This is a genomic window from Aeromonas bestiarum (assembly GCF_028751155.1).
GTDB classification, from domain to species: domain Bacteria; phylum Pseudomonadota; class Gammaproteobacteria; order Enterobacterales; family Aeromonadaceae; genus Aeromonas; species Aeromonas bestiarum.
On record NZ_CP064746.1, the window covers coordinates 2,790,987 to 2,817,706 of the forward strand.

Consider the following 26,720-nt stretch of genomic DNA (forward strand, 5'->3'; position numbering starts at 1 on the left):
ATTAATCGATGTCCAGATATTTATGGGTCTGGATGGAGAGCCGCCAATTACGGGCGATGCAGGTAGCCATCGCCAGCTGGGTGGCTCTGGGCTTCTGGCTGATGGGTTGCAGCGCAATCACCACGTCAGGTCGCAAGGTGGCGGTCGCCAGCAGGGCATCCAACTCCTCGATATGGCGCTCGGTCGCCACCGGATGCTTGATCTCGTTGGCACGCTCGAGGGCCGAGACCAGCACGGGCAGGCCCCCCTTCATGCCAATCTTGGGCGACACAGTGACCCAGGTATTGGCATGGGTCTGGATCTCGCTGGTACCGCTGGTTTCAATCTGCACCTGATAGCCGGCTGCCAGCAAGGCACAAGAGAGCGCCTGCAAGTCATACAGACAAGGCTCTCCCCCGGTGATCACCACATGACGAGCCTGATAACCGAGCTGCTGGAAACTGGCCAGGATCTGCTCAGTGTTCATCTTGCTCCAACCATCGGATTCATTGGAACAGTCGAGCACCGCCTGAACCCCCACTTCACGAGCGGGATCGACAATCCAGGTATGGCGGGTATCGCACCAGGGGCAGCCCACGGGGCAGCCTTGCAGGCGAACGAAGATGGCGGGCAGGCCGGTGAAGATGCCCTCCCCCTGGATGGTCTGGAAAATCTCGTTGATTGGGTAGTACATCTCGGTCACGGCTTGTTGCAAAAGTCGCGGATTATACCCCAAGCGAAGGCAAGACGCAGGCTCACAGTCCGCTTTTCTCGCCCAGCCCGGTTTTCCCGTACAGCCGGGCCATGATGCCCGCCTTGTCGGCCAGATACAGATTCAGCCCCCGGCTACGCAGTTCGCAGGCAGGACAGGTGCCACAACCATCGCCGGCGATGCCGTTGTAGCAGGTCAGCGTCTGCTGGCGCACCGTCTCCAGGTGACCATAGTGATCCGCCAGCGCCCAGGTCTCGGCCTTGTCGAGCCACATCAGCGGGGTATCGAAGCGGATGCCGCGACCCAGCCCCAGGGAGACCGCCTGATTGAGCGCCTTGACGAACTCGTCGCGACAATCCGGGTAGCCGGAGAAATCGGTCTCGCACACCCCGGTGATCACCGATTCGGCGCCCACCTGGTAGGCATAGATGGAGGCCAGGGTCAGAAACAGTATGTTGCGGCCCGGCACGAAGGTATTGGGCAGACCATTGTCCTGCAGCTCGCAGCTGACCGGAATGTCGTCACGGGTCAGGGCCGAGACCGCCAGTTCATTGAGCAGGGTCACGTCCATCACCTTGTGGGCCGCAATCCCAAGCGCGCCGGCCAGTCGGCGAGCCGTCTCTATCTCCTCCCGATGGCGCTGGCCATAGTCAAAGGTAATGGCGTGCACCTCGTCATACTGGGCCTGAGCCTGCACCAGACAGGTGGTGCTGTCCTGCCCACCACTGAATACTACGACGGCTTTTTTCACGTTTATCACTCCTTCAGGCAGTTCAAGTACGGCGACCTTGTGCAAAGTCATGCCACTGCCGGTTTAAATGGGTAAAGAGGTTCATCAGCGGGGCGAAGCGCGCGGGCTCGCCCTCCCACTGGGATAACAGATGATAACCCGCTTCCAGGGTCGACAACGCCTCGGGAAACGGCTTCTTGCGAATGGAGTACTGGCCCGGTATGGCGCCGAGCTTGATCCTGGGCAACCTTAGCAGCGCCGGATTGCTGTGCAAGATGCGATACGCCTTGCGCCAGGTGCCATCGAGCAGCAAAAAGCAGACCTGACGGCGATCCCCTGCCTGATGCCGTTGATCGCGTACCTGATCCAGCGCCAGCGCATGCTCGTCAGGCCAGAGCAGATAGCAGTGCACCTCGGGATCCGCCAGCAAGGCATTGAGCCAATGCGCCTCGGCAAAATCCTCCCCCACATGAATGCTGGCCTGGGTGAGAGAGGCGGCGAGCAGAGCGGCTGTGCCCTTGGGGTGCCCCGCTTCGCTCGGATGCTGCAAAATATGGAGGGGAGCGAGATGCGGCACCTGCCGAATATAATCACACAGACAGGCTTTGAGGGCTCTGGTGCAACGTGTACAGTATCGGCTGTTCTTGTCGTTGGGCTGTTTCATGTTGTCAGAAAAATCAGGATTGCTCTGGGTCATCACGCTTTCACTCGCCAGCTTGTTGCTTTTCTTCACAGTACCGAATCATTTGCTCTCCTTCGATCGCCCCCTGATCGCCCAAGGCGAAGGGTGGCGCATCATAACAGGCAATCTGGCCCACACCAATTTATGGCACCTGCTGCTCAACCTGAGCGGCCTGTGCGTGCTCTACAGCCTGTTTCGTGAATACCTGACGGGTTGCCGCCTGCCGGTATTGCTGCTGTTGCTGGGGGGTGCCGTCGGTCTCGGCATCTGGTGGTTATGCCCGCAGACCCAGTGGTACATGGGGCTGTCGGGCGCCTTGCACGGCCTGTTCGTATGGGGAGCCTTGCAGGACATCCGCTATCGCCGCTATTCGGGCTGGCTGATGCTGCTGGGGGTGGCCATCAAGCTTGGAGTGGACTTCTACAGCGCGGGCGAGAGCCCGGTTTCTGTACTGATTGGCGCCCGGGTTCACATCGAATCACATCTGATTGGCTCGGTGGCGGGCCTGCTGCTTGGCCTGTTGCCGGTCAGTCTCGGCAACCAGGCCATCAAGGAGTGATGGCGCCCAGCGCCTGGTTGCCTTGACCAAAAGACAGGCCGGGGCTCACCCGGCCTTCAAACCTTAACGCCCGGCCAGCTCCGCATTGATGCCTGCCAACATGGCGGCGGGATCCTCTGCCTGGGTGATGGGACGACCTATGACCAGATAGTCGGCGCCGGCTTGCATCGCAGCCAGCGGCGTCATCACCCGGCGTTGATCCCCGGCCGCAGACCCGGTGGGGCGAATGCCCGGGGTCACCAGCTTGAAGTCGGCGCCGAGCAGGGCCTTGAGCTCACTCGCCTCATTGGCGGAGCAGACCACCCCATCCAGCCCTGCGGCCCTGGTCAATGTCGCCAGCCGGATCACCTGCTCAGCCGGGCTCACATCCAGGCCAAGGGGCGCCATGTCGGATTGCTCCATGCTGGTCAGCACTGTCACCCCGATCAGCAGCGGCGCCTTGTCGCCATAGGGCAGCAAGGCCTCTCTGGCGGCACGCATCATGCGTTCACCACCGCTGGCATGGACGTTGACCATCCAGACACCCAGCTCGGCACTGGCGGCCACGGCCTTGGCCACGGTATTGGGAATGTCGTGAAACTTCAGATCCAGAAACACATCGAATCCCTTGGCGACCAGCTGACGCACAAACTGAGGGCCAAACAGGGTAAACATCTCCTTGCCCACCTTGAGGCGGCACTGGGCCGGAGAGATACGTTCAATGAACGCGAAGGCATCGGCCTCGTGCTGATAATCCAGCGCTACCAGTACTTTGGGATCTAGCATCTCACTTCCTATTGATTGTTGTTCACCATCTGGGCGCGGCTTCACCATCCAGGCCCAGGTTCAACCTGATGACACCGCGGCGGCACTTGCAGCCCCGGTATCTCACTTTCAATTGATCCGGCTCTTACTCGCCGTCCAGGCCGCGGATCGGCTTGATGGATCCCCACTGACGGCAGGATGGGCACTGCCAGAACAGCGAGTGGGTGGCAAAACCACACTGCCGACACTTGTGGGTGGATTTGATCTTGATCTGTTCGCCAACCAGTTGCTGCAGCAACTCCAGGCTCTCCTTGGCGGGCCCCTCCTCCGCGCTGGCAAGCTGGAAGCCCACCAACTGGTAGAAGCCCTTCATGGAGGGGTGACGGCGCAGCTGGCGCAGCACCAGCGCGCGGGCCTGACTCAGGCCATCACGCTCCTCCACCAGTTTGGCCAAGGCCAGGGTCACGCTGACGCCGGCGTGATCCTCCACCGCCTGCTCCAGCAAGGGAATGAGTTCGAGAGAGCGGCCCTGGCGCTGGTAGCATTCGATGAGCCAGGGGATGGCTTCGGAGGCAAAATCGATGTCCTGCTCGAACACCCGCAGCAGATCCTTGCCGGCCTGCTCATACTCCCCCGCCTCCATCGCCAGTTCGGCCAGCCGCAGGCTGGCGCGGGCACAGGCAGGGTTAACCCCCAGCGCCCGCTTGAGCTTGGCAAGCCCAGCTGGCTTGTCGCCGTCGCGCAAGGCACTGTCTGCCTGCTCGCAATAGAAATGGGAGATGGGATCGGCCAGCTTCTTGCCCTGATATTTTTGCAACCGCACCGCGACCTCGATGGCCTTGTCCCAGTCACGCAACTGCTGATGGATGATCAGCAACTGGGCCAGCGCCGTCTCCTCATAGTCACCGTCTTCGCACAGCTCGTTCCAGAGCGCCTCGGCCCTGTCCAGCAAGCCTGCGGCCAGAAAGTCGCGCGCCAGCTCCTGCAGCGCGAGCTGGCGCTGTTCACGGGTCAACTCACGGGTCACCAGGTTCTGGTGGATCTTGATGGCACGGTCGACTTCGCCGCGCTGGCGAAACAGGTTGCCAAGGGAGAGGTGGGTTTCGATGGTTTCGCTGTCCACTTCCAGCAGCTGGATGAAGAGATCAACCGCCTTGTCCGACTCGTCAGACAGCAAATAGTTGAGGCCCGCCACGTACTGGCGGGAAAATTGGTTACTCTGTTTCTGGGTGTCCTGGCGAACACTCCTGCGCCCCATGTACCAGCCATAACCAGCGGCAATCGGCAACAGCAGGAAAAGCAGTTCAAGCATCGAGGGACATTATTCCTTGACTGCCGACCGAGCCAGCTCCAACTCGCGGGATTGACGACGCATGGTGCGGTTGAGGGTGCGGTTTTGCATCTTGAGGCGCAAAAACAGCAGGCCGAATACCAGCCAGCCGAGCAGGAAACCACCGCCAAAGAAGAAACCCAGCAGCATGGAGAGCGAGAACTCCCCTTGGGCAATCAGATAGTTGAACTGCACCAGCTGACCATTTTGCGAACCGATGGCCAGAGTCAGAATAAACACCAGCACCAGCGGAATGAGGGCCAAGATACGCTTCATAGGAGCTCCCTGTCAGTATCTAATGAAAGGCTGATTATCCTTAAAATCACGGGCAGACTCTAGAGCGAATGGGAAAAGACTTGGAGAAACCGGACGATTGGCACAATAGCGGCCATAAAAACAAAAAAGGCATACCCAAGTATGCCGTTTTCTGCATTATTCAATAATGTTCACGCGCTCGCGCAACTCTTTGCCAGGCTTGAAGTGAGGGACATATTTCCCGGTCAGTTCAACCTTGTCCCCGGTCTTGGGATTACGACCCACACGGGGGGCACGATAGTGCAGTGAAAAACTTCCAAATCCACGGATTTCAATCCGATCGCCGTTTTGCAAAGTCGATGCCATCTGCTCAAGGATCTCCTTGATGGCAGCTTCGACATCCTTGGCCGGCATATGCATGCGGCTCGCAGCCAATTGTTCGATGAGATCTGATTTGGTCATAACATTAAATCTCCTTCCCCGATCACATGCAATATTCATTACGCCAATATAAAAAAGGGCGGCGTGAAGCCGCCCTTTTCTTGCATCAAGGATTATTCACCCTTGGCAGCTTTGAACGCTTCAGCCATAGCATTGCTGAACACAACTTCTTCTTGTTGGTTCAGGCTATCGATAGCAACACGCTCGTCAGCCTCGTCCTTAGCACGGACAGACAGGCTTACGGTGCGGTTCTTACGATCAACGCCCATGAACTTGGCTTCAACTTCATCACCAACAGACAGTACCAGAGTCGCGTCTTCAACACGGTCACGAGCAGCATCGGAGGCACGCAGGTAGCCTTCTACGCCGTCAGCCAGTTCGATCACGGCACCCTTGGCATCAACCTCGGTAACCTTACCCTTCACAATAGCACCTTTCTTGTTATCAGACAGGTACTTATTGAACGGGTCTTCTTCGATCTGCTTGACACCCAGGGAGATGCGCTCACGCTCCGGGTCCACTTGCAGAACAACGGCTTCGATCTCGTCGCCTTTCTTGAATTCACGAACTGCTTCTTCGCCCTGGTTGTTCCAGGAGATGTCAGACAGGTGAACCAGGCCGTCGATGCCGCCGTCCAGACCGATGAAGATACCAAAGTCAGTGATAGACTTGATTTTACCGGAAACACGGTCGCCCTTGGCGTGAGTTTCGGCAAACAGCTGCCACGGGTTGGATTTGCACTGCTTCAGACCCAGGGAGATACGACGACGTTCTTCGTCGATATCCAGAACCATCACGTCAACCACGTCGCCAACGTTAACAACTTTGGACGGGTGGATGTTCTTGTTGGTCCAATCCATCTCGGATACGTGTACCAGGCCTTCAACGCCTTCTTCGATTTCAACGAAGCAGCCGTAGTCGGTCAGGTTGGTCACGCGGCCAGACAGACGGGTGGTCTCCGGGTAACGCTTGGCGATAGCAACCCAGGGATCTTCGCCCAGCTGCTTCAGACCCAGGGATACACGGGTACGCTCGCGGTCGAACTTCAGAACCTTGACTGCGATCTCGTCGCCAACGTTGACGATTTCGGAAGGATGCTTAACGCGCTTCCACGCCATGTCGGTGATGTGCAGCAGGCCGTCAACACCGCCCAGATCTACGAATGCACCGTAGTCGGTCAGGTTCTTGACGATACCCTTAACTTCTTGACCTTCTTGCAGGTTAGCCAGCAGGCTCTCGCGCTCGGAGGTGTTCTCGGTCTCGATCACGGCACGACGGGAAACAACAACGTTGTTGCGCTTCTGGTCCAGCTTGATGACTTTGAACTCGAGTTCTTTGTTTTCCAGGTGAGCGGTGTCACGGATCGGACGCACGTCAACCAGAGAACCCGGCAGGAAGGCACGGATGCCATTCAGCTCAACGGTGAAACCACCCTTGACCTTGCCGTTGATGATACCGATAACGGTAGCTTGCTCTTCGTAAGCTTTTTCAAGCTGCAGCCAGGCTTCGTGGCGCTTGGCTTTTTCACGGGACAGCTTGGTTTCGCCGAAACCATCTTCGATAGAGTCCAGAGCTACGTCAACAGTGTCACCCACACTGATTTCCAGCTCGCCCAGGGCGTTCTTGAATTCTTCAGCCGGGATGGCGGACTCAGATTTCAGACCGGCGTCAACCAGTACGAAACCGTTCTCGATAGCAACGACAGTACCCTTGACGATGGAACCTTGACGGGTTTCAACGGAGTTCAGGGACTCTTCAAAGAGTTGAGCAAAAGATTCGATCATTGTTTATGTCACAAATGAAACATCCACTTGCAATCCGGCACAAGCGGGGCTGTTTTAAATAATCTGCGCCATCCTTGGTGCAGACGACCGGATGTCAGCTTGCGCTGGCATCACCAAGTTGTTGCTCTGCATAGGCGAGTACCGTTGCCAGCACTTCATCTATGGTCATGGCGGTAGAATCCACCACGAGAGCATCTTCTGCCGGTTTAAGGGGCGCTACGGCGCGATTTCTGTCGCGATCGTCACGTTCCCGAATCTCGGTTAAAAGACGCTCAAAGTTAACATCAAAGCCCTTATCTTGCAACTGCTTATAGCGGCGCTGGGCGCGTTCTTCCGCACTGGCGTCGAGGAAAATCTTCACCTCGGCCTCCTGGAAAACCACGGTTCCCATGTCACGTCCATCGGCGATCAGACCCGGTGCCTGACGAAATGCACGCTGGCGGCGCAGCAGGGCTTCGCGTACCCGCGGGAAGGCGGCGATTTTGCTCGCGGCATTGCCCACCTCTTCGGTACGTATGGTACGGGAGACATCCTCCCCTTCCAGCACCACCTTGACCTGCTCGCTGTCCACCTGGAATTGCACATCCAGGTTGGCAGCCAGTGGGACCAATGCGGCTTCAGAATCGAGCTCTACATCGTGATGCAAGGCAGCCAGGGCCAACACCCGGTAGATGGCGCCGGAATCGAGCAGGTGCCAACCCAGTTTCTCAGCCAGCAACTGGCACAGAGTGCCTTTACCGGCACCACTCGGGCCATCGATTGTCATCACGGGGGCCATCTGAGGCATAACTTCTCTCCTGCACACTTGTTGCACACATCCCGGAAGGGATGGGGTAATGGGCGCCGATTATACCCAAATGTGCCGAGCCTGGCAGTCGTCAAGGCGCACATTTGCGCAGAAGCCGTCGCGATCGCGTGGTTTGCGTACAGCGACTCAAGTCATTAAACAGTGCAAGGTTTTGTTCTTATGGTTGTTCTGGACAAGGCGCGCTAAACTGGCCGCCCTTTTTAAGCAGCTGTAGTAAGGAGCAACCTATGAGCAGCGTTACCCTCGTGGCCAAATCCAAGTTGCCGACCCCCTGGGGCACCTTCACGCTGGTAGGCTTTCAGGAAACCGGTACCGGCAAGGATCATGCTGCGCTGGTGATGGGCGATGTCACGGGTGATGAGCCTGTGCTGGGCCGCATTCACTCTGAGTGCCTGACCGGAGACGCCCTGTTCAGCCTGCGCTGCGACTGCGGTTTCCAATTGCAGGCCGCCATGGAAAACATCGCCAAGGCCGGTCGTGGCGTCTTGCTGTACGTGCGCCAGGAAGGGCGCGGCATAGGCCTGCTCAACAAGATCCGGGCCTACCACCTGCAGGATCAGGGCGCCGATACTGTTGAGGCCAATGTGGCGCTGGGCTTTGCCGCCGACATGCGCGACTACACCATCTGCGCCGACATGCTCAAGGCGTTGCACGTCACCAGTTTGCGCCTGATGACCAACAACCCGCGCAAGATGAAGGCGATGGAGAGCTTTGGCATTCCGGTGGCGGAGCGGGTTCCGCTGCAGGAAGGGCGCAATCCCCACAACGAGTTTTATCTCTCGACCAAGGCGAGCAAGCTGGATCACCTGTTCAAGAAGTGATCCCGGCTCGCCACACGCCGGCATGAAAAACGCCTCCCATCGGGAGGCGTTTTTGTTGGCAGACACTCAGACTGGCCGCGCTAGCGGATGGGCAGCTCGATATCGGCGAACATGGCATCCACATCGTCACTTGAGCGCAGCGCAATGGCGCGCTCCACCACATCCCGGGTCAGGTGCGGGGCGAAACGGGTCATGAAGTCATACATGTAGGTGCGCAGGAAGGAGCCCTTGCGAAACCCTATCTTGGTGGTGCTATGGGCGAACAGGTGGCTGGCATCGAGCGCCACCAGATCGGTATCGACCTGGGGATCCAGCGCCATGGTCGCCATCACGCCGATCCCCACCCCCAATCGCACATAGGTCTTGATCACATCGGCATCGGTGGCGGTGAAGACGATGTTGGGTTCGAACCCGGCCCGGTTGAAGGCGGTATCCAACTCGGAGCGGCCGGTGAAGCCGAACACATAGGTCACCAGCGGGAAGCGGGCAATATCGGCAATGGAGAGCTTGCCAACCTGGGTCAGCGGGTGGCCCTTGGGCACGATCACGCTGCGATTCCAGTGGTAGCAAGGCAGCATGATGAGATCTTCGTACAGGTGCAGCGCCTCGGTAGCAATGGCAAAGTCGGCCTGGCCCTTGACCACGGCTTCGCTGATCTGGGTCGGGGTACCCTGATGCATGTGCAGGGAGACCTTGGGAAAGCGCTTGATGAACCCCTTGATCACATCGGGCAACGCATAGCGGGCCTGGGTATGGGTGGTCGCGATATGCAGCGTGCCCTGCTCGGGATGAGTATGCTGGCTCGCCACCGCCTTGATGCTCTCCACCTTGCCCAGGATCTCGTTGGCTATCTTGATCACATCCCGCCCTGCCGGGGTGATCTGGGTCAGATGCTTGCCACTGCGCTCGAAAATCTGGATCCCCAGCTCATCTTCCAGCATGCGCACCTGCTTGCTGATCCCTGGCTGAGAGGTGTAGAGGCTCTCTGCCGTTGCCGACACATTCAATCTGTGGTTGGCAACCTCAACGATATAACGCAACTGTTGGAGTTTCATGGTGTTAGGCTCTAAAGGCGACTTGAACTAATACTAACAAACTTTTGCCTGATAGCCTTTCCTTCTTGGCCATTTATGGCCGGGCCTGCGCCAGCAAAAAATCCCGCAAGGCGCGGTTCGCCATGGAGAGCGGATCCCCCCGCCGCCACGCCACGCAGAGATCGAGGAAAATAGGCGGAGCAAACGGCACGCCGGTCAAGGCAGTCTCCTCGTCCAGCACCATCCGCAGGAAGGTGGTCACCGCAAATCCCTGCTTTACCACCGCCTTGAGCAGCGGGATGAGATTGCTCTCGAAGGCGATATTGGGCTCACAGCCCAGCCCCTGCGCCAATGCTTCCATGTGCTCGCGGTGGTAGAAACCGCGCCGGAACATGGCCAGCTCCTGGCCGAAAAACTGGGTCAGGGAGACGGCCTGGGCCTGCCGCAGCGGGTGCTCCTCTCCCACCACCATCAACATCTCTTCACGCAGCAGTTGGGCCCCTTCCAATGCAGGCGGCAGATCGCTGGTGATCAGGATGGCGAGATCCAGGGTGCCATCCACCATGCGGCTCAGCAGCTCACGCGAGCCCGCCTCCTCCACCCGGATCTTGAGGCCGGGATAGCGATGCTTGAAGGCCATCAGGATCGGCGGAAAGTAGTAAGAGCCCATCATGTAGGGAATGCCGATACGCACCTCACCACGCTCCAGCCCTTTCAGTTCGGCCATCTCGGCTTCCGCCTGGTGCATCTGCAACAACAGTCGCTCGGCATGACGGCAGAGTACCTCCCCCTCCGGGGTGAGCCGCACTGTGCGATCCTGCCGGTCAAACAGCCGCAACTCGAGCTGTTGTTCCAGCTTGGCGATGGCCATGCTGATGGCGGGCTGGGCAATATGGAGGCCATTGGCCGCTTTAGTGAAGGAACCGGCATCCCGCACCGCCAGCAAATAGGTGAGCTGTTTCAAATCCATATCAATTAATCTTATTAGTTGGATAACTTAAATATATTATATTTATGCTCTGCGGCGCACTACTCTGCACAAAAGCCGTCAGGACAACCGCATATGATCGAAGTAGGCAGCCGCGAATGGATACGCGCCACCCTGGCCCTGAGCCTGGGTTCCTTCCTGGTGTTTCTCAACCTCTACCAGACTCATCCCCTGCTGCCATTGCTGGCAGATGTCTTCTCTGTCAGCTCGCTGGCGGCGGGCTGGACACTGGCTGGCTGCACCGCAGGTCTGGCCGCCTCGCTGCTGCTCTGCGCCCGCCTCGCGGACAGGTTCGGTCGGCGACGGATCATGCTGTGGAGCCTGGCCGGCGCCATACTGCTCTCCCTGCTCATCAGCCTGGTGAACCAGTTTGAATCGCTGTTGCTGCTGAGGATACTGCAAGGGGTGTTGCTGGCCGGGCTGCCCGCCACCGCCATCGCCTACATGGGAGAAGAGTTCAGCAAGCGCGCCCTGCTCTCCGCAGTCGGCGTCTACATCGCCGCCAACTCGCTCGGCGGGATCGCCGGCCGGGTGGTCGGTGGTCTGCTGGCCGGCTGGTTTGGCGACTGGCAGCACACCTTTCTCGGCATAGGCCTGATAAGCCTGACCCTGCTGCCCCTCGTCATCTGGTTATTGCCGGCCCAGACCCGTTTCGTGCCCGTCATCGCCGAGCCGGGCCAGTTCCGGCAGGCCATCAGCAGCCACCTCGGCAACCCGCTGCTGGTCGGTGCCTATCTCATCGGCGGGCTCAACTTCATGGTGTTTTTGAACCAGTACAGCTACCTCACCTTCCTGCTGGCCAAGGCCCCTTTCTCCCTGCCCACCCAGTGGCTCGGCATGCTGTTCCTGACCTATCTGTCGGGTACGGTCGCCTCCTCCCTGAGTGGTCGCTGCGCCCACCGCTGGGGGGCACAGCGCCTGCTGCTGGCGGGGATCTCGCTGATGGCGCTGGGCAGTGCGCTGCTGTTGCACGGCTCGCTGGCGGCCATATTGACGGGGCTGCTCATCTCGAGCTTCGGGTTCTTTCTCGCCCACGCCTGTGCCAGTGCCTGGGTCGGCCAGCACGTGGAACACAACCGGGCGCTCGCCTCATCACTCTATCTGGTGGGGTATTATCTGGGTGCCAGCCTGGGAGGCCTCTACCTGCATCCCTTCTGGGAGCGGGGTGGCTTGGGGGGATTGGTGCTCGGCATCGAGCTGGTGCTGGTGATCACCGCGGGCTTGAGCCTCTGGCTCGGTCACTTGAAGGGGCGTAACACCCCCCCCCTCTCCTTACGCCATCGTAGTCACGGGTAGCGGCCCCCACGCCTACACAGCATCATCATCAAGGGGCACCCGTGCCCGCGCTCGCATCAATCAGAGGTTGTCGTAATAATCGGCGGGCACAGGCACCACGGCGCCAGTGTGCAGCTCTTCCTCGATCACCTCGGCCAAAGAGCGCAGGTGAAACTTGATCTGGCCCGATGTCAGCATCAAGCCCACGTCAGGGTTGCGGAGATCATCCATGTTGCCAGTCTTGAACGGCACATCGGGATGCGCGGCCACCAGCGCCGGCAGTGACGGCACCACCAGCTCTATGTGCTCCAGCCCCGCCTGATGGCTGCGACCCGGTTTGGGCGCCGCCAGTTCGATGCAGGGCACGCTGACGTCGCCACAGCACACGGGATGATGCAGCTGGTAGGTGGCAATAGGACGCCCCCCTATCATGCCTTCCACCAGCAGGGCACCGTGCGCCACCAGGGTCTGTTTCAGGGCCTGATATTCGACCAGCGTGGCCGCACGGTAACAGAGGTGGTCAACGTCGATGGCATCGACATGGACGGCCCGTTGCGCCAGTTCAGCCAGCAGCTGGCAAACAAATGGGGCCATGGGCCCCAGTGTGGTATCGAGTGGGTGGGACATGATCACCATTTCTTCTTGGGTTGGAACAGGACGTCCAGCTCGTCCGCCTCTTTATCCTTGATGTTCTGCAGCTCCTTCTCGCTGTGCTGCTGCAGATGGGCATCCAGTCCGGCCAGCCCCTGGCGCATGTCTTCTTCACGGGCCATCAGGTAGGGATCCTTGTCAGACACCCCGGCCAATGCGGAGAGCCCCTTGGTATAGAGCTGACGACAGGTTCCGTATTGCCCCTGGATCTGGGCATCCATGGCCCGCTTGACCAGATTGGAGATGTTGATCTTGAGCTGCATCAGCTCGAGGCGACGCTCCTCCTGAGCAAAACCGTGGGGATCTATCTTGCCCTTGTTGTGCTCGACCCGCAGCACGGCCCGCATCTTCTTGACCAGTTGCAGCATCTGAATGGCCTGGCGGTCGGATTCGGGCGTCTTGAAGTGCCCCTCATCCTGGCTGCTGTAATTCTCCTGCACATTCTTGATCTGGGTCTGCACGTCTGCGATGCGCTGCTTGATCTGGCCATTGGGCATCACCAGGGCGATCGCCCGGTACGCATCCAGAATACGGTGTTGCAGCAACAGCACTATGTTCTTGGAGAAGGGCACCAAGTTGACATTCAGCAGCACCTCTTCGGTTTCATCCGCCACTGCCTTATGACGAGCGATGGCATGGCGCTTGTCGGCCTCTGCCTTCTGCTTATATTGCTGCATCACGTTATAGGCGATCACCAGAAACAGGAGTGCGCCAATAGACAGCAATACCAAGGTTAAAATCATAGGATGTTCAAACTCCTGTCCCAATCCAATTGCGTGATCCTACAACAGCTTACCCACTTAAGGTAGTCCGCACCGCCGCGCTTACCCACGATTTATTGTGCTTTGGAGCCACAAATCGGCTGCGGAGATCAGGATCACGCAGCGATGGCAACACTGCCATTACCTCATAGTATCGCCCATCGGGCCCATTACTTGAGGTTGAACCCTTTCGATTGCAGGAATTCCTGCATGAAGGGGCGCGCCTCCTTGCCGAGGATGCCCCGGAGCTGGCTGCTCCAGGTCTGCTGCTTGTTATTGCTGCTGCGAGCCTGATAGTAAGCCTCTATCTGCTGATCGTATTGCGCCAGCAAGGGGCGGTCCAGCTCGGCCTGGTAGTGGTTTTCATGCACCACCAGCGCCCGGGGCAAGCGGGGTTTCTGCTCGGGAGCCTGCGCCGGATGGCCCAGACAGAGCCCAAACAGGGGGATCGCCTGATGGGGCAGCCCCAGCGCCTCGCTCACGGCGACCGGATTGTTGCGAATGCCGCCGATGTAGACGCCACCCAATCCCAGCGATTGGGCGGCCAGCAGGGCATTCTGGGCCATCAGGGCGCCATCGATGGCCCCGATCAGCAACTGCTCGACAAAACCTGTCTGGGCATCCGGCACGATTTGGCCGTGGCGATGATAATCGGCGCAGAACATCAGAAACTCGGCGGCCTCGGCCACATAGGCCTGATGCCCCGCCAACTCGGCGAGCCGGGCGCGCAGGGCCATGTCGGTCACCCGTATGATGCTGTTCGCCTGCAGGAAACTGGAGCTGGAGGCAGACTGGGCCGCACTCAGGATCTGGTCGAGCTGGCTCGCCGTGATGGGCTCCGGGGTAAATTGACGAATGGATCTATGGGCGAGAATAAGGTCTATGGTCGGGTTCATGATGCCTCCAGGAAGAAGCCCACACTCTACCCAAAAAAACGGAGGGGCCCAAGGCCCCTCGCAGCTGACGATGACAGAGGCACTTCCTTGGCCCTATCCCGCCAGCGGATAGTCGCCCGCCTTGCAGCACACCAGAAAGGCACTGGCCTCCACCTGCTCCACTGTCATCGGCTTGCTGAACAAAAAGCCCTGGAACACGTGACAACCCTGGGCACGCAGCGCGGCGAGCTCATGCTCATCCTCCACCCCTTCGGCCATGATGCCAAGCCCCAGGCTGGTCGCCATGGCGACGGTGGCGCGGATCACCGGCAGGTTCAGCCCCACCACGAACGAGCGATCCAGCTTGATGGTGTCGATCGGCAGTCGGTTCAGGTAGGCCAGCGACGAATAGCCGGTACCAAAATCGTCGATGGCGATCTTGATCCCCTGCTCGCTCAGGGCATCGAGGATCTCGATGCAGCCCTTCATGTCCAGCATAAGGACTGTCTCGGTCAGCTCCAGAGTCAGCAGGCTGGCATCCACGCCATACGCCTTGAGCTGCTGGGCCACCAGCTCCGGCAAGGAGGAGGAGAGCTGAAACCCGGACAGATTGACCGAAACCGGCACCCGCACCCGCCACTGCTGCTGCCAATGGGCCATCTGGGCCAAGGCCGTCGAGAGCACCCAGCTGCCGATCTCCCGGATCAGCCCCATCTCCTCGGCCAGCGGAATGAACTCCACCGGCGAGACATGGCCGAGCACAGGGTTGTGCCAGCGCAGCAGGGCCTCGTAACCGAGCAACTTGCCCTTTGCCACATCCACCTGGGGCTGGTAGCAGAGGCTCAGCTCCTGCCGACCTATGGCCTTGGCCAGAAACTGCTTCAGGGTCAGCTTGCGGTGCAGGGTCTGCTGCATGCTGGGGGTGAAACGCTGCCAGCGCAGGCGCCCCATCTGCTTGGCCTGATACATGGCCATGTCGGCGCGGGTGATCAGGTTGTCGCCGTCATCCGCATCGTCCGGGTAGATGGCGATGCCTATGCTGCCACCTATGGTCACCTCGGGCACCCCGCTCAGCTGCAGCGGCTTGGTCATCTGGGAGAGCATGAGATCGGCCACTTCCTGCGCCCGATCGCTGGAGTGTGTCAGCGGCACCAGGGCGGTGAACTCGTCCCCGCCGAGGCGCGCCAGCTCCACATCTCGCGGACAAACCTGCTTGAGCCGACCGGCCACCCGCTCCAGCAGCCGATCCCCGGCCTTGTGGCCATAGTTGTCGTTGACCAGCTTGAAGTTGTCCAGATCCATGAACACCAGCGCGAAACGCCCACCCAGACCGCAATATGCCTCGAGGGATTTCATCAGGCCGTAACGGTTGAGCAACCCGGTCAGCGAGTCGTGCCAGGCCAGATGGCGGTGTTCCAGCTCTTCCAGCTTGCGGTCCGTGATGTCGCGCATGGTGAGCAGGATCTGCGCCCCCTGCTGGATATGACGAAACTGGTACTGGAACCAGCGCATCCCCTTGAGCGTCCGGCACTCCCCCTCGGCCACCACTTCATCGAGTCGGGAGAGCTTCTGGTAGAAGGCTTCGTCGTTGCCGGAAAACACCTGGGAGAGCTGGCTGACCTGGCCACCGAAACACATGTCGAAATGGTGGTTGCCACTCTCCAGCCGCCCCTGATTGTCAAACAGGCAGGCCAGGGTGTCGCCGGTAGCGAGGGAGGACTCCTGATAGAGGGTATCGGCGTCGATCACCGCCTCCGTCATCATCATCAGGCGGCCAGCCAGCTGAATGCCGGACAGCCGCAGGTAGATCTGCTTCTTGACCCCCTTGGGCGAGAGAGTCCACCACTCGCTGTAGCTGCGCCCCTGCTGAAAATCACCGAGATAGCGTTGCAGCAACAAGTCGATGGCATCGGCCATGTCGGCCGAGAAGTCACGCGATTGCAGTTCGGCAAGCGAGCTGGCTTCCCACACCCCCAATGCGGTGCGGTTGGCCCAGTAGATATGATGGTGGCGGATGTCATAAACCCAGATCGGGGTATGCAGCACATCCATCCCGTTCAATAACCGTTCGTCTAGCGTATTCATCTAATATGGTGATTCATGATGTGTGATCACAGGGAAACCCTGCAACAAGACGCCCTCTCGGGACGCCCGGTGCTGGTACAAAATCGGATCCAGCCCATAATCTGGAAATAAGCATGCGCACAGGGGCTGACTTCATATGAAAACGCTACATGTGAAACCCATGGTCAGGAAAAACGGACTCACCTTGATATTGTTGGGCATCATAGTAACCATTACTATGATTTTTATACTTTTTTTATTCCGTGAACAACCACTAATCCCCTTCGTCTCCGGCCTGTTGGCGGGTCTGATGATGATATTTATCGGCTCATTGAAGCTGGTTGAACCCCATTTCAGCCTCTCGCTCTGTCACGATTGTTTGCAATATCACCATAAATACGGCGGTTGGATCCTGAAATGGAGAAATATTCAACGTATTGACCAACCACGCATTCATCTGGGCTGGGATCTGGTCGCCCTGCCCTACATAGGTTTGAAGATAAAAGATTACGACGATTTTTTGACATTGATCACACCCAGATTGGCAGTGCGCCTGCTGACCGAACAGCGGGCCGTGCTGTTGCAAGCCCTGCGCAGTGAACGACAAGATTGTGCCAGCGGCGGCTGCGGTGATGCCTTTCAGGGGGAGGGATTGCTGGAAGAGAGCCACTTTCGCTCCCCGTCTGGTCAGCGCTACGAGGGGGTGATCGCCATGCTGGCCAATCGCATGACCCGCTTGCGTGACCTGCTCGGTTACGATTTGCTGGTGCCGGACAACAGTCTGGACCGGGATCCGGCCGAATTTGTCCGCCTGTTGCACCAATACCAGCGGGAGTCGAATCTAATCCAGATCAATTAAACGCCGGATTGCACTTGCCAAGGCGGGCGGCTCTTTTTAAGGTCACTGCCTTGTTACACCCAGAACACCGCTTATGAAGTACATCGAAGAGTTCTATCTGTTCGTCAAGGTGGTGCAAGAGGGAGGCTTCTCCCACGCGGCTGCCGCACTGGGCATGCCTACCGGCACCATCAGTCGACGTATTTCTCAGCTGGAAGAGCAGCTCGGCTGCTCCTTGCTACACAGATCCACCCGCAAACTCCGCCTCACCGACGACGGGCTCAGATATTACGAGCGTCTGTGCACCCCGCTGGCCGAGATTGAGCAGGCCACGGGTGAAATCCAGGGCCGGGAAGCCGACATCAACGGGGTGATCCGCCTCGCCGCGCCCATCGCGCTCTCCAACACCATACTGGTCGACATGCTGGCGGATTTTGGCCTCCACTACCCGGCGGTGCGGTTCGACATCGCCCAGACCAACGACCATCAACACCTGCTCGACAACGATCGGGATCTGGTGTTTTTCAACGGTGAACTGCCCCAATCCATGACCAATGCCCAGTGTCTAGGTCACATCGAATACGGCCTGTTCGCCTCCAGACTCTATCTGGAAAAGATGGGCACACCGGCGCACCCGGCCCAGCTGGAGGAACACTCCCTGATCTACTGCTGGCCCCATCAGCACTGGCAACTGACCGGCCGGGACGAGCAGACGGTGCAGATCAAACGCGCCGCCAAGCTCACCGTCAACCAGACCCAGGCGGCTGTCAGGGCCGCCAGACGACATCTGGGGATAGTCAATGCACCGCGCCACTACGTGCACCCCTTCCTGCAGGATGAGCAACTGGTCGCCGTGCTGCCGGACTGGAAAACCGGCAATCGCCCCTTCTATATGTTGCGCTGCCAGCCTCAGTTCGCCCCGCTGCGTGTTAAGATGTTCGCTGAATTCGTTGAAAAATACTCAGCGCGCTACCGGAACCATCAATGGGACAACCAATTTTCACCGGCAACCAGTTTGTCCCATTGCATCTGACCGTCAGCGGGCCACACTTATAGCAATCCTCGTTGACCAGGCCAGCCTAACACTATGAATGTATTGATATGTGATGACTCAGGATTCGCTCGTAAGCAGCTGGCCCGCGCCCTTCCTTCCGACTGGGATGTGACGCTGCATTACGCCGCAAACGGGCTCGAAGGGGTGGAACAGGTGCTGATGGGGCATGGCGATCTGATCTTTCTGGATCTGACCATGCCGGAAATGGACGGCTACGGGGTGCTGGAGACACTGCAACAGGAAGGGCTGCGCAACAAGGTGTTCGTCGTGTCTGGCGACATCCAGCCCGAGGCGCATCAAAGGGTCATGAGCCTGGGCGCCCTCGATTTCATCAAGAAACCCGCCGCCCCCGAGACCCTGAGCGCCCTGCTCAGACAACACGGTTTGTGGCAACCCAACGGCGTCGCCGCTGCGCCTGCCTTGCTCGAAGGCCTGGCGGCAGGTGAACCTGATGCCGATGTCGGCGTCAAGATCACCCCCGAGATCCGCGACGTTTACCAGGAGCTTGCCAACGTTTCCATGGGCCAGGCCGCCGACCTGCTGGCCCGCCTGCTCAACGCCTTCGTGGTGCTGCCCATCCCCAATGTCAACGTACTGGAAGTCTCCGAGCTGCACATGGCCCTCTCGGCCGCCGCCGATTCGGATACCCTCTCCGCCGTCTGCCAGGGCTTCATCGGGGCGGGGATCGCCGGTGAAGCGCTGATCCTGTTTCACGACTCCAGCTTCAAGGATCTGGCCCGGCTGATGAACCATCAGGGCGCGCTGGATCGCAATGCCGAGCTGGAACTCTTGATGGACACGGCCAACGTGCTGATCGGCGCCTTCCTGCGCGGTTACGCCAGCCAGCTCGATACCCCCTTCAGCCAAGGTCACCCAGTTGTGCTCGGCCAGCACAGGCCCATCAAGGATCTCATCAACACCAACAAGAGCCGCTGGCGCCGCACCCTGGCCATCGAGATCAACTACCGGGTCCAGGATTACGCGGTGCAGTGTGACCTGCTGCTGCTGTTTACCGAAGATTCCATCGCCACCATGAACAACAAAATCATGCACATGCTCTAGGGAGTGACCATGGAAATTCGTGAATTTCATTGGCTGATGAACATAGTCCAGAACCTGGACGTGGGGCTGGTGGTGCTCGACAAGGAGTACAGGGTGCAGGTATGGAACGGCTTCATGGAGAGCCACAGCGGCCGGCTGGCCGGTGAGGTGCGCGATGGCGTGCTGTTCGATCTCTTCCCCGACGTGGACAGGGCCTGGTTCGAACGCAAGGCCAACATGGTGTTCAAGCTCAACAATCGCGCCTTCAGCACCTGGGAGCAGAAACCTTATCTACTGCGTTTCTCCAACTATCGCCCCATCACGGGCTCGGCCCCCCACATGTTCCAGAATCTGACCCTGGTGCCGCTGGCCGATTTCGGCGGTCAGGTGACCCATATCGCCGTGATGATCTACGATGCTACCGACGAGGCCATGCTGATGACAGGCCAGCGACAGGCGTAACGAACAACATCATTCAAAAATGAAACAGGGCGCCGCGGCGCCCTGTGCTATTTCTGTAGTAAACAATCCGTATCAATGCGCTCCGAGGTACTCGGTAAAGGCGTCGATCACCTCTTCGATGTCATCATCGTGGATCTGCAGATGGGTCACCAGCCGCAACTCGCCATAGCCGGAGAAGAGGATCCCCCGCTCCTTCATGAAGGCCAGCAAGGGTGCACTCTCGCCACTCGTCAGTTGCAGGAACACCATGTTGGTCTGCACCTGCGCCAGATCCAGCCTGATGCCGGGCAGCGCCGCCAGCCCCTCGGCCAGCCGTCTGGCACGGCGATGATCGTCTGCGAGGCGTACCACATGCTGCTGCAGGGCAAACAGGCCGGCCTGGGCCAGGATCCCCGCCTGACGCATGCCGCCACCCAGCATCTTGCGCAGCCTTCTGGCACGGGCGATGAAGGCATGGGAACCCACCAGCAGCGATCCCACCGGCGCCCCCAGCCCCTTGGAGAGGCAGATGGAGACACTGTCAAACGGCGCGACCAGCTCGCGCACCGTGTGGCCACTCGCCACCACGGCGTTGAACAGACGCGCGCCGTCCAGGTGCAATTGCAAGCCATGCTCGTCGACAAACTCGCGCATCTCACGCAGATAAGACAGGGGCAGCACCTTGCCGTTATGGGTATTTTCGAGGCAAACGAGGCGGGTCTGGACAAAATGGGCATCGTCAGGGGCGATGGCCGCCCGCACATCCGCCAGTGCCAGCGAGCCATCGGCCTGCATGGGCACGGGTTGCAGGGCCACAGACCCCAGCACGGCAGAACCCTGCGCCTCGTAGCGATAGATGTGGGCTGCCGAGCCCAGCACGGCCCCTTCCCCTCGCTGGCAATGGCTCATCACCGCCAGCAGGTTGGACATGGTGCCGGACGGCACGAACAGCGCGGCCTCCTTGCCAAGCAGGTCGGCGCCATAGGCTTCCAGCGCATTGACGCCTGGATCCTCCCCATAGACATCGTCCCCGACCTCGGCATGCAGCATGCTCTGGCGCATGGCATCCGTGGGCTGGGTGACCGTATCACTTCGTAAATCGATGTAGCGCATGACATCCCTCCTGGTGCAGGAGGACGACGTTAGCCAGCCCGGGCGGGCTTGGCAAGCAGGGCGTCGCCGGAATGTGAACCCGGTGACGGCTTACCAGGGCAGCGGCTGCCCCTGCAGATCCACAAAGGCGCCGGATTGTGCCAACGACAAACCGGCGATCAGATCCAGCAAACGGGGGGCGACCCAGGCCGGATCCTGCAGGCTGGCGGGGGCCAGCTCATGGAGAAAGGGCTGGTTCATGGGGGTATCCATGGGACCCGGATGCACAGTGATCACCCCGGCGCAGGGGAAGCGGTCCCGCCATTCGAGCGCCAGCGTCCTGGCCCCCATGTTGAGGGCCGCCTTGCTCATCCGGTAGCTGTAGCGGCTGCCCGTCTCATTGGCGGTCAGGCTGCCGGCCAGATCGGAGAGAGAACAGAGCCACAAGCTGGCATCCGGGGCCATGCGGCGGCTCAGGCAGGCGCCGAGGGCCAGATGTGGCCAGGCATTGGCCAGCAGGCTGTCGCACAGCCACTTGGGATTGACCTCCTCCACCCGCCGCTCCGGCATGAAGTTGATGTCGTGCAGCAGGCCGATGGTGTTGATCACCACGCTCGGCAGGGTGGTCGTGTCATAGAGGGTGAACAGCGCATCGAAGGAGAGTGGGTCCACCTCCTGCAACGGGAAGTAGCAGGCCGGATCCAGCCCTTTTGGCAGTTGCCTGCCCGCCAGCACCAGCTCCTCGCCCCGGTCCGACAGCTCCCTGGCCAGCGCCGTGCCCAATCCACCACTGCCCAAGATCAGATAGCCCATCACCCTCTCCCCGGATCTGCCGTCTGTTTAGAGGTTATCAGAATAATAACCGGCTGCCGCCAAGAGTTGGCCGGCTATGCCCATCCGGGTTCATGCCTCATTGAGGTGCTTGCCAAATTCGCGCGCCAGCGCCAGATCCAGGAAGCCGTCGGCCTTCTTGTGGCTGCGCAGGAACTGGTAGTAGGCGAGCAGGGTGACCAGTTGCCTTTCATCAGGCAGGGATGGCGCCGGCTGCAGCTCCTGCAGCAGGGCGCCTGCGGCGGCCAGCGCCTCCCGATCCACCACTTCTGCCTGTCGGTAAAGATAACCACAGCCGGTGGCAAGCCACTCCAGCGAGCAGTTGGCCCCCATGGCGATCTGGTTTGCCTTGCCAAGGCCGGGCTCGGCCCCCTTCAGATATTTGCGGATCAGGGCTTCGCTCAAGCCGACTTTACGCGCAAACGCACTGATGCTGCCCGCCCCGATCAGACTCCGCAACCGCTCGGCAAATCCTTCCATATATATCCCGTCAGAACCAAAGTTCGAGTGAACAAAAACCGCATTATTGCCTTGCCAGGCAGAAGAGACCAAGATGCTGGCAGCATTAATTTCCCAAGGAGTCACTCATGTCTGTATCTCGCGTCGCCCTGCACGATCAAGGCCCGACCTTCTCCCGCCTCATCATGGGCTACTGGCGTCTGATGGAGTGGCAACTCTCCCCGGCCGTGCTGCTCGACCTGATGAAGTACCACCTGGATCTGGGAGTGACCACCCTGGATCTCGCCGACATCTACGGCGGTTACCAGTGCGAGGAGGCGTTCGGCAAGGCCCTGCGCCTCGAGCCCTCCCTGCGCGAGCGGATGGAGATCGTCAGCAAGTGCGGCATCGCCCTCACCGCCAGGCCGGAACATGCCCTCAACCACTACAACACCGGCAAGGCACACATCATCGCCAGCGCCGAGGCCTCCTTGCACAAGCTCGGCACCGACCATCTGGATCTGCTGCTGATCCACCGTCCGGACCCCCTGATGGATGCCGACGAGGTGGCCGATGCCTTCATCACCCTCAGGCAAGCAGGCAAGATCAAGCACGCCGGGGTATCCAACTTCACCCCTCGCCAGTTCGAGCTGCTGCAGTCGCGCCTGCCCTTCCCGCTGGTCACCAACCAGCTGGAGATCTCGCCGCTGAACCAGAGCACCACCCTGGATGGCACCCTGGATCAATGCCAGCAACTGCGCATCAAACCCATGGCCTGGTCCTGCCTCGGTGGCGGACGCCTGTTCAACGGCCAGGAGTATGCGCCGCTGCGCGCCGAGCTCGAGCAGATCCGCCATGAAGTGGGCGCTCAGCACATAGAGCAGCTGGTCTACGCCTGGGTGATGATGCTGCCAAGCCAGCCGTTGCCGCTGATAGGATCAGGCAAGCGGGAGCGGATCGCCGCCGCCGTGGCTGCCGAGTCCATTGAGCTCACTCGCCAGCAGTGGTTCCGCATTCGCAAGGCGGCGCTCGGGTATGACGTGCCCTGACCCTGAGTGACAGCGGCATGGCGCCGCACCAACAAAAACGGCATGGGGGATACCCATGCCGTTTTGCATTATCGAGGCAACTCAACGATGACGCTGGGGGCGACCACGTGGTGCATCTGTCTTCGGTTTGGCTTGGTTGACTGTGATGGTGCGGCCACCGATTTCGGTGCCATGCAAACCGGCGATGGCCTTCTCGGCATCGCCATTGACAGGCATTTCAATAAAGCCAAACCCCTTGGACTGACCGGTATCGCGATCGATGATGATATCGACCTTTTCTACCTGCCCAAATTGGCTGAACACGGTTGTCAGTTCGTCGGCCGTCATCCGGTACGACAGATTACCTACGTAAATCTTCATGCCATCCACTCTCGATTCAAGGTGCCTTCTCTATCCAATCACCAACACAGAAGTAAGGGCACAACCTCCATGCCGGACCTGCCAGGGCATCATGCCGAGGCACTCCCCGTCCTGTTCACTCAAGTCATTGATCTCTTGGGCGAACAGAACAGGCAAGATCAATTCGAGTCACTGGCAGTATCTGAGCTTTGAGGTAGATTGTCGAGAAAATAGTCAGCTCAAATGGGGAGCAGCGCCCTGAGCATCTCCTTGAGTGCACGGCGACCGTGCCAGGCCCGTTTAAAGCCAAAGCGATAAATGCCGGGCGCGACCTCGTGGGTCCCCTCACGGCCAAGCCCCATCAGTTTGGTCGCCGCCGCGAGCTGCTCACCATCGAGCCTGAGATCCAGGCTGAACTCCAGCCACTGGCCGTCGTGGCCCACCTTGCGATCCCGCTCTATGCCGACCAAGGCCGCTCTTGGCAGTGCCAGCGCCCTGTCATCGCTGCCATTGAGCAGATAGAGGCGCTCATCGTCCCAGGCGAGCTCGGCCAGTCGCCAGCGCTGCCAGTTGCGAGGCAGCACCATCATCAGCAGCACTATGCCGCCAAACACCAGACCCACCCAGGGCAGCAGACCCATCGTCGGATAACCCAGGCCGACGGCGGCCAGCACGGTTACCAGACTCGCCAGCAGCAAGACCCCCATCACAGGATAAAAACGTCGGGCGGGAGGCATCAGGCAACAGAGCCCCGCCTTCTCCACCAGCTCACTCACCTTCATCTCCTTCTCCTCATGCTCTCGTGCGCTCACCTGGCTGTGGCGCGCATTGTGCGGGAGCCGGACGCCAAGATGCAACCCGACCGGCAAGTCGGGTGACGACCTTGCCAGACTCTTGATATGATTGGGGCTATCTGAGCCCACCTCTTAGTGTGATTGTCGGGAGTCTCATGCTTGCTACCACCCTGCTCTTCATGGCCAGTGCCCTGCATACCGGGACCCCCCGCCCGATCGATCCCGAAGCCATTGGCGGCTATTCGGCCGGCTGCCTCAAAAATGGCATGGCCCTGCCGCTGACAGGGCCCGGCTATCAAGTGATCCGCAGCAAACGACTGCGCTACTACGGTCACCCCGACCTTATTCACTACCTCACGACCCTGGCAAACCAGACCCGGATGGCCGGCATGCCGGATCTCTATATCGCCGATCTGGCCATGGCCCACGGCGGCCCGTTCAGCTCGGGCCATCGCAGCCACCAGACCGGGCTCGATGCCGACATCTGGTTTCGGATGGCCAACCAGCCCATCAGCAAATGGGAGCAGGATGCCCCCAGGGAGTGGGCACTGATCGACGAGCCCAGTTACCGGGTCTTGCCGGGACGCTTCGGCCCTCAGCAACTGGAACTGCTGCGCCTCGCGGCCAGCAAGCCCGAGGTGGCCCGCATCTTTATCAACCCTGTGCTCAAGGGCGAGGTGTGCAAACGGGCCGCCGACGAACCCTGGGTCGCCAAGCTGCGTCCCTGGGTCGGCCACTTCAGCCACTTCCATGTGCGCCTGCGCTGTCCGGCTGGCAGTCCGGATTGCCAGCCCCAGGCCCCTATCCCGCCCGGCAATGGCTGCGGCGCCGAGCTGGCCTCCTGGCTCAAGGACAAGCCGCAATTGCCCAAGGTCTCGATGGCGTACAGCAAACCCAGGCTGCCCGCCCGTTGTGGCAGTTGACCACAAGCTGTTATGGTGCACCTATATCCGCTAGAAATTTCAATGGAGAACAACAAGATGGCCACTTCACTCTGGCGCAGGACAACGCAGAGCCTGTTGACCCTGACCCTGCTGCTGGGACTGACGGGTTGCGGCATGAACAACATTCCAACCCTGGATGAACAGGTCAAGGCGAGCTGGGGCCAGGTCGAGAACCAGTACCAGCGCCGGGCCGATCTGATTCCCAATCTGGTGGCCACCGTCAAGGGCTACGCCAGCCATGAGCAGGAGACCCTGAAAGCGGTCACCGACGCCCGTGCCCGGGTCGGCAGCGTGCAGGTGAGCGATCCCGCCCAGCTCAAGGAGTTTGAAGCGGCCCAGAACCAGCTCTCCAGCGCCCTCTCCCGGCTGATGGTGGTGGTCGAGCGCTATCCGGATCTGAAGGCGGATCAGCAGTTCCTCACCCTGCAGGCCCAGTTGGAAGGCACCGAGAACCGTATCTCTGTGGCCCGGCGCGACTACATAGAGGCGGTGCGCCAGTTCAATACCGAGATCCGCACCTTCCCCGGCGTCATCTGGTCCAAGTTGCTCTATTCGGATCTGGAAGCCAAACCTAGCTTCAGTGCCAAGCCAGGTGCCGATGAGGCGCCCAAGGTCAGCTTCCAATGAGCAGGCTTGTTCGCTGGCTGTTGCCCTGTCTGCTGCTGTGGACGGCGGCGCTGCAAGCCGCCCCCACCTTTCCGGCCCTCAGCGGCCGGGTGGTGGACGAGGCGAACCTGATGTCCCGCAAGCAGGCCCATCAGCTGACCCAGCAACTGGCCGCGTTTGAAAAGCGCAGCGGCATCCAGCTGGTGGTGGTCTCCATCGACACGCTGGGTGGCGACACCATAGAGGAGTACGGCTACCAGCTCGGCCGCCACTGGGGCATAGGTCAGAAGGGCAAGAACAATGGCGTCCTGCTGCTGATCGCCCAGGATGAACGCAAGGTGCGCATCGAGGTGGGTTATGGGCTGGAAGGTGCCCTGCCCGACGCCATTGCGGCCAACATAATCCAGACCCGGATCCTGCCCGCCTTCAAGCGTGGCGACATGGTCGCCGGCGTGGTCGCCGGCAGCCGGAGCATCATGCAGGCGCTGGCGGGTGAGTACACGCCGGTGGACACCGACAAACAGGAGGGCAAGCTGGGCGGCCCCTGGCTGTTCATCCTGATGGTGATTGTGATGCTAGTGCTGCACAACCTGCGCGGCGGTGGCGGGGGGGGGGGCAGCGGTGGCCGACGCCGCGCGGCCTTGCTGACCGGAGGCTTCGGGGCCGGCAGCTTCGGTGGCCGTGGCGGCAGCGGTGGCGGTTTCAGCGGGGGCGGCGGCAGTTTTGGCGGCGGCGGAGCCTCCGGTGGTTGGTAACAGGA

31 protein-coding genes are annotated in these 26,720 nt (G+C 60.1%); 11 read left to right on the plus strand and 20 right to left on the minus strand.

Annotated elements, in window-relative coordinates:
* Position 1: 1 nt before the first annotated feature.
* The 3 genes from queE to IU367_RS12910 all read right to left on the minus strand — a co-directional run bounded on the left by queE (position 2) and on the right by IU367_RS12910 (position 2,154).
* Positions 2-673, minus strand: coding sequence for a 7-carboxy-7-deazaguanine synthase QueE (gene queE / locus IU367_RS12900; protein WP_241278150.1), 672 nt, complete (start codon positions 671-673; stop codon positions 2-4).
* A gap of 61 nt (positions 674-734) precedes the next feature.
* Positions 735-1,442 (minus strand): 7-cyano-7-deazaguanine synthase QueC, encoded by a 708-nt coding sequence (gene queC, locus IU367_RS12905; protein ID WP_274452105.1) that lies wholly within the window; start codon positions 1,440-1,442, stop codon positions 735-737.
* 22 nt (positions 1,443-1,464) lie between these two features.
* Positions 1,465-2,154: a tRNA-uridine aminocarboxypropyltransferase gene (locus IU367_RS12910; RefSeq protein WP_274452106.1), complete on the minus strand. Its 690-nt coding sequence runs from the start codon at positions 2,152-2,154 to the stop codon at positions 1,465-1,467.
* Between IU367_RS12910 and rrtA the strand changes: the two genes are divergently transcribed.
* Positions 2,084-2,662, plus strand: coding sequence for a rhombosortase (gene rrtA, locus IU367_RS12915; RefSeq protein ID WP_274452107.1), 579 nt, complete (start codon positions 2,084-2,086; stop codon positions 2,660-2,662). The two genes, IU367_RS12910 and rrtA, sit on opposite strands and share 71 nt — an antisense overlap.
* Positions 2,663-2,725: 63 nt before the next feature.
* Here the strand turns inward: rrtA and pyrF are convergent, their stop codons facing one another.
* From pyrF to cmk, 6 genes are all read right to left on the minus strand, one after another.
* Complete coding sequence (gene pyrF / locus IU367_RS12920; RefSeq protein WP_274452108.1) at positions 2,726-3,427, minus strand: orotidine-5'-phosphate decarboxylase; 702 nt, start codon at positions 3,425-3,427, stop codon at positions 2,726-2,728.
* A gap of 124 nt (positions 3,428-3,551) precedes the next feature.
* Positions 3,552-4,718, minus strand: a complete 1,167-nt coding sequence (lapB, locus tag IU367_RS12925; RefSeq protein WP_274452109.1) for a lipopolysaccharide assembly protein LapB — start codon at positions 4,716-4,718, stop codon at positions 3,552-3,554.
* Between the two features lie 9 nt (positions 4,719-4,727).
* Entirely contained in the window at positions 4,728-5,012 is a 285-nt protein-coding gene (locus tag IU367_RS12930; RefSeq protein ID WP_042034338.1) for a LapA family protein, read from the minus strand.
* Positions 5,013-5,168: 156 nt separating this feature from the next.
* Positions 5,169-5,453, minus strand: coding sequence for an integration host factor subunit beta (ihfB, locus tag IU367_RS12935; RefSeq protein ID WP_005299934.1), 285 nt, complete (start codon positions 5,451-5,453; stop codon positions 5,169-5,171).
* A gap of 92 nt (positions 5,454-5,545) precedes the next feature.
* Complete coding sequence (gene rpsA / locus IU367_RS12940) at positions 5,546-7,216, minus strand: 30S ribosomal protein S1 (RefSeq protein WP_042034339.1); 1,671 nt, start codon at positions 7,214-7,216, stop codon at positions 5,546-5,548.
* A 94-nt stretch (positions 7,217-7,310) separates the two neighbouring features.
* The gene (cmk, locus tag IU367_RS12945) at positions 7,311-8,003 is read right to left on the minus strand and encodes a (d)CMP kinase (RefSeq protein ID WP_042871343.1); all 693 of its coding nucleotides are present in this window, start codon (positions 8,001-8,003) and stop codon (positions 7,311-7,313) included.
* 248 nt (positions 8,004-8,251) lie between these two features.
* Here cmk and ribA point away from each other — a divergent pair, with 248 nt between their 5' ends.
* A complete protein-coding gene (ribA, locus tag IU367_RS12950; RefSeq protein WP_043555348.1) occupies positions 8,252-8,845 on the plus strand; it encodes a GTP cyclohydrolase II in 594 nt (197 codons plus the stop codon).
* An 80-nt stretch (positions 8,846-8,925) separates the two neighbouring features.
* On the opposite strand, the gene cysB is transcribed toward ribA, so the two are convergent.
* Together cysB and IU367_RS12960 are read right to left on the minus strand one after the other, a co-directional pair.
* Positions 8,926-9,900, minus strand: coding sequence for an HTH-type transcriptional regulator CysB (cysB, locus tag IU367_RS12955; RefSeq protein ID WP_043136635.1), 975 nt, complete (start codon positions 9,898-9,900; stop codon positions 8,926-8,928).
* A gap of 73 nt (positions 9,901-9,973) precedes the next feature.
* Complete coding sequence (locus tag IU367_RS12960; protein WP_098984333.1) at positions 9,974-10,849, minus strand: LysR family transcriptional regulator; 876 nt, start codon at positions 10,847-10,849, stop codon at positions 9,974-9,976.
* 93 nt (positions 10,850-10,942) lie between these two features.
* On the opposite strand from IU367_RS12960, the gene IU367_RS12965 reads away from it, so the two are divergent.
* Positions 10,943-12,163 (plus strand): MFS transporter, encoded by a 1,221-nt coding sequence (locus IU367_RS12965; RefSeq protein ID WP_274452110.1) that lies wholly within the window; start codon positions 10,943-10,945, stop codon positions 12,161-12,163.
* A 60-nt stretch (positions 12,164-12,223) separates the two neighbouring features.
* Here IU367_RS12965 and IU367_RS12970 read toward each other — a convergent pair whose 3' ends face one another.
* The 4 genes from IU367_RS12970 to IU367_RS12985 all read right to left on the minus strand — a co-directional run bounded on the left by IU367_RS12970 (position 12,224) and on the right by IU367_RS12985 (position 16,481).
* On the minus strand, positions 12,224-12,778 hold the full coding sequence (locus IU367_RS12970; RefSeq protein WP_274452111.1) for a VOC family protein: 555 nt from the start codon (positions 12,776-12,778) through the stop codon (positions 12,224-12,226).
* Positions 12,772-13,536: a hypothetical protein gene (locus IU367_RS12975; RefSeq protein ID WP_043136644.1), complete on the minus strand. Its 765-nt coding sequence runs from the start codon at positions 13,534-13,536 to the stop codon at positions 12,772-12,774. Before IU367_RS12975 ends, IU367_RS12970 begins: the two co-directional genes overlap by 7 nt.
* 188 nt (positions 13,537-13,724) lie before the next feature.
* Positions 13,725-14,450, minus strand: coding sequence for an oxygen-insensitive NADPH nitroreductase (nfsA, locus tag IU367_RS12980; RefSeq protein ID WP_274452112.1), 726 nt, complete (start codon positions 14,448-14,450; stop codon positions 13,725-13,727).
* Between the two features lie 93 nt (positions 14,451-14,543).
* Positions 14,544-16,481 carry a putative bifunctional diguanylate cyclase/phosphodiesterase gene (locus IU367_RS12985; RefSeq protein ID WP_043136650.1) on the minus strand — a complete coding sequence of 646 codons (1,938 nt, stop codon included), beginning with the start codon at positions 16,479-16,481 and terminating at the stop codon, positions 14,544-14,546.
* Between the two features lie 169 nt (positions 16,482-16,650).
* Between IU367_RS12985 and IU367_RS12990 the strand changes: the two genes are divergently transcribed.
* From IU367_RS12990 to IU367_RS13005, 4 genes are all read left to right on the plus strand, one after another.
* Positions 16,651-17,352: a DUF2982 domain-containing protein gene (locus tag IU367_RS12990; RefSeq protein WP_043555338.1), complete on the plus strand. Its 702-nt coding sequence runs from the start codon at positions 16,651-16,653 to the stop codon at positions 17,350-17,352.
* Between the two features lie 73 nt (positions 17,353-17,425).
* A complete protein-coding gene (locus IU367_RS12995) occupies positions 17,426-18,364 on the plus strand; it encodes a LysR family transcriptional regulator (RefSeq protein WP_043136656.1) in 939 nt (312 codons plus the stop codon).
* Positions 18,365-18,418: 54 nt separating this feature from the next.
* Positions 18,419-19,447: a response regulator gene (locus IU367_RS13000; protein WP_043555334.1), complete on the plus strand. Its 1,029-nt coding sequence runs from the start codon at positions 18,419-18,421 to the stop codon at positions 19,445-19,447.
* A gap of 9 nt (positions 19,448-19,456) precedes the next feature.
* Positions 19,457-19,888 carry a PAS domain-containing protein gene (locus tag IU367_RS13005; RefSeq protein WP_042871318.1) on the plus strand — a complete coding sequence of 144 codons (432 nt, stop codon included), beginning with the start codon at positions 19,457-19,459 and terminating at the stop codon, positions 19,886-19,888.
* A 72-nt stretch (positions 19,889-19,960) separates the two neighbouring features.
* On the opposite strand, the gene ltaE is transcribed toward IU367_RS13005, so the two are convergent.
* The 3 genes from ltaE to IU367_RS13020 all read right to left on the minus strand — a co-directional run bounded on the left by ltaE (position 19,961) and on the right by IU367_RS13020 (position 22,270).
* Entirely contained in the window at positions 19,961-20,980 is a 1,020-nt protein-coding gene (ltaE, locus tag IU367_RS13010) for a low-specificity L-threonine aldolase (RefSeq protein WP_274452113.1), read from the minus strand.
* Positions 20,981-21,070: 90 nt separating this feature from the next.
* Positions 21,071-21,772: a Rossmann-fold NAD(P)-binding domain-containing protein gene (locus tag IU367_RS13015; protein WP_274452114.1), complete on the minus strand. Its 702-nt coding sequence runs from the start codon at positions 21,770-21,772 to the stop codon at positions 21,071-21,073.
* Between the two features lie 90 nt (positions 21,773-21,862).
* Entirely contained in the window at positions 21,863-22,270 is a 408-nt protein-coding gene (locus tag IU367_RS13020; protein WP_043136665.1) for a helix-turn-helix domain-containing protein, read from the minus strand.
* A gap of 107 nt (positions 22,271-22,377) precedes the next feature.
* On the opposite strand from IU367_RS13020, the gene IU367_RS13025 reads away from it, so the two are divergent.
* Positions 22,378-23,277: an aldo/keto reductase gene (locus tag IU367_RS13025; RefSeq protein WP_274452115.1), complete on the plus strand. Its 900-nt coding sequence runs from the start codon at positions 22,378-22,380 to the stop codon at positions 23,275-23,277.
* An 81-nt stretch (positions 23,278-23,358) separates the two neighbouring features.
* Here the strand turns inward: IU367_RS13025 and IU367_RS13030 are convergent, their stop codons facing one another.
* Positions 23,359-23,637 (minus strand): RNA recognition motif domain-containing protein, encoded by a 279-nt coding sequence (locus IU367_RS13030; protein ID WP_080741091.1) that lies wholly within the window; start codon positions 23,635-23,637, stop codon positions 23,359-23,361.
* 218 nt (positions 23,638-23,855) lie between these two features.
* Positions 23,856-24,398 (minus strand): hypothetical protein, encoded by a 543-nt coding sequence (locus IU367_RS13035; RefSeq protein WP_274452116.1) that lies wholly within the window; start codon positions 24,396-24,398, stop codon positions 23,856-23,858.
* Between the two features lie 167 nt (positions 24,399-24,565).
* On the opposite strand from IU367_RS13035, the gene mepA reads away from it, so the two are divergent.
* From mepA to IU367_RS13050, 3 genes are read left to right on the plus strand one after another with little or no spacing between them, the layout of a single operon-like run.
* The gene (gene mepA, locus IU367_RS13040) at positions 24,566-25,333 is read left to right on the plus strand and encodes a penicillin-insensitive murein endopeptidase (RefSeq protein WP_274452117.1); all 768 of its coding nucleotides are present in this window, start codon (positions 24,566-24,568) and stop codon (positions 25,331-25,333) included.
* 42 nt (positions 25,334-25,375) lie between these two features.
* Positions 25,376-25,981: a LemA family protein gene (locus IU367_RS13045; protein WP_172955367.1), complete on the plus strand. Its 606-nt coding sequence runs from the start codon at positions 25,376-25,378 to the stop codon at positions 25,979-25,981.
* Positions 25,978-26,715, plus strand: a complete 738-nt coding sequence (locus IU367_RS13050; RefSeq protein ID WP_043136681.1) for a TPM domain-containing protein — start codon at positions 25,978-25,980, stop codon at positions 26,713-26,715. Before IU367_RS13045 ends, IU367_RS13050 begins: the two co-directional genes overlap by 4 nt.
* The last annotated feature ends 5 nt before the right edge of the window (positions 26,716-26,720 follow it).

What these genes read in the sequence shown, in the direction of transcription:
- lapB (WP_274452109.1), bottom strand. Translation starts at nt 4,718, where the DNA reads ATGCTTGAACTGCTTTTCCTGCTGTTGCCGATTGCCGCTGGTTATGGC.
- IU367_RS13005 (WP_042871318.1), top strand. Translation starts at nt 19,457, where the DNA reads ATGGAAATTCGTGAATTTCATTGGCTGATGAACATAGTCCAGAACCTG.
- queE (WP_241278150.1), bottom strand. Translation starts at nt 673, where the DNA reads ATGTACTACCCAATCAACGAGATTTTCCAGACCATCCAGGGGGAGGGC.
- ribA (WP_043555348.1), top strand. Translation starts at nt 8,252, where the DNA reads ATGAGCAGCGTTACCCTCGTGGCCAAATCCAAGTTGCCGACCCCCTGG.
- IU367_RS12970 (WP_274452111.1), bottom strand. Translation starts at nt 12,778, where the DNA reads ATGGTGATCATGTCCCACCCACTCGATACCACACTGGGGCCCATGGCC.
- ltaE (WP_274452113.1), bottom strand. Translation starts at nt 20,980, where the DNA reads ATGCGCTACATCGATTTACGAAGTGATACGGTCACCCAGCCCACGGAT.
- rpsA (WP_042034339.1), bottom strand. Translation starts at nt 7,216, where the DNA reads ATGATCGAATCTTTTGCTCAACTCTTTGAAGAGTCCCTGAACTCCGTT.
- IU367_RS13030 (WP_080741091.1), bottom strand. Translation starts at nt 23,637, where the DNA reads ATGAAGATTTACGTAGGTAATCTGTCGTACCGGATGACGGCCGACGAA.
- ihfB (WP_005299934.1), bottom strand. Translation starts at nt 5,453, where the DNA reads ATGACCAAATCAGATCTCATCGAACAATTGGCTGCGAGCCGCATGCAT.
- IU367_RS13020 (WP_043136665.1), bottom strand. Translation starts at nt 22,270, where the DNA reads ATGGAAGGATTTGCCGAGCGGTTGCGGAGTCTGATCGGGGCGGGCAGC.
- cmk (WP_042871343.1), bottom strand. Translation starts at nt 8,003, where the DNA reads ATGCCTCAGATGGCCCCCGTGATGACAATCGATGGCCCGAGTGGTGCC.
- IU367_RS12930 (WP_042034338.1), bottom strand. Translation starts at nt 5,012, where the DNA reads ATGAAGCGTATCTTGGCCCTCATTCCGCTGGTGCTGGTGTTTATTCTG.
- nfsA (WP_274452112.1), bottom strand. Translation starts at nt 14,450, where the DNA reads ATGAACCCGACCATAGACCTTATTCTCGCCCATAGATCCATTCGTCAA.
- mepA (WP_274452117.1), top strand. Translation starts at nt 24,566, where the DNA reads ATGCTTGCTACCACCCTGCTCTTCATGGCCAGTGCCCTGCATACCGGG.
- IU367_RS12985 (WP_043136650.1), bottom strand. Translation starts at nt 16,481, where the DNA reads ATGGATGTGCTGCATACCCCGATCTGGGTTTATGACATCCGCCACCAT.
- IU367_RS12960 (WP_098984333.1), bottom strand. Translation starts at nt 10,849, where the DNA reads ATGGATTTGAAACAGCTCACCTATTTGCTGGCGGTGCGGGATGCCGGT.
- IU367_RS12975 (WP_043136644.1), bottom strand. Translation starts at nt 13,536, where the DNA reads ATGATTTTAACCTTGGTATTGCTGTCTATTGGCGCACTCCTGTTTCTG.
- IU367_RS13035 (WP_274452116.1), bottom strand. Translation starts at nt 24,398, where the DNA reads ATGAAGGTGAGTGAGCTGGTGGAGAAGGCGGGGCTCTGTTGCCTGATG.
- IU367_RS12965 (WP_274452110.1), top strand. Translation starts at nt 10,943, where the DNA reads ATGATCGAAGTAGGCAGCCGCGAATGGATACGCGCCACCCTGGCCCTG.
- IU367_RS13015 (WP_274452114.1), bottom strand. Translation starts at nt 21,772, where the DNA reads ATGGGCTATCTGATCTTGGGCAGTGGTGGATTGGGCACGGCGCTGGCC.
- pyrF (WP_274452108.1), bottom strand. Translation starts at nt 3,427, where the DNA reads ATGCTAGATCCCAAAGTACTGGTAGCGCTGGATTATCAGCACGAGGCC.
- IU367_RS13000 (WP_043555334.1), top strand. Translation starts at nt 18,419, where the DNA reads ATGAATGTATTGATATGTGATGACTCAGGATTCGCTCGTAAGCAGCTG.
- IU367_RS12995 (WP_043136656.1), top strand. Translation starts at nt 17,426, where the DNA reads ATGAAGTACATCGAAGAGTTCTATCTGTTCGTCAAGGTGGTGCAAGAG.
- IU367_RS13050 (WP_043136681.1), top strand. Translation starts at nt 25,978, where the DNA reads ATGAGCAGGCTTGTTCGCTGGCTGTTGCCCTGTCTGCTGCTGTGGACG.
- IU367_RS12990 (WP_043555338.1), top strand. Translation starts at nt 16,651, where the DNA reads ATGAAAACGCTACATGTGAAACCCATGGTCAGGAAAAACGGACTCACC.
- IU367_RS13045 (WP_172955367.1), top strand. Translation starts at nt 25,376, where the DNA reads ATGGAGAACAACAAGATGGCCACTTCACTCTGGCGCAGGACAACGCAG.
- rrtA (WP_274452107.1), top strand. Translation starts at nt 2,084, where the DNA reads ATGTTGTCAGAAAAATCAGGATTGCTCTGGGTCATCACGCTTTCACTC.
- cysB (WP_043136635.1), bottom strand. Translation starts at nt 9,900, where the DNA reads ATGAAACTCCAACAGTTGCGTTATATCGTTGAGGTTGCCAACCACAGA.
- IU367_RS13025 (WP_274452115.1), top strand. Translation starts at nt 22,378, where the DNA reads ATGTCTGTATCTCGCGTCGCCCTGCACGATCAAGGCCCGACCTTCTCC.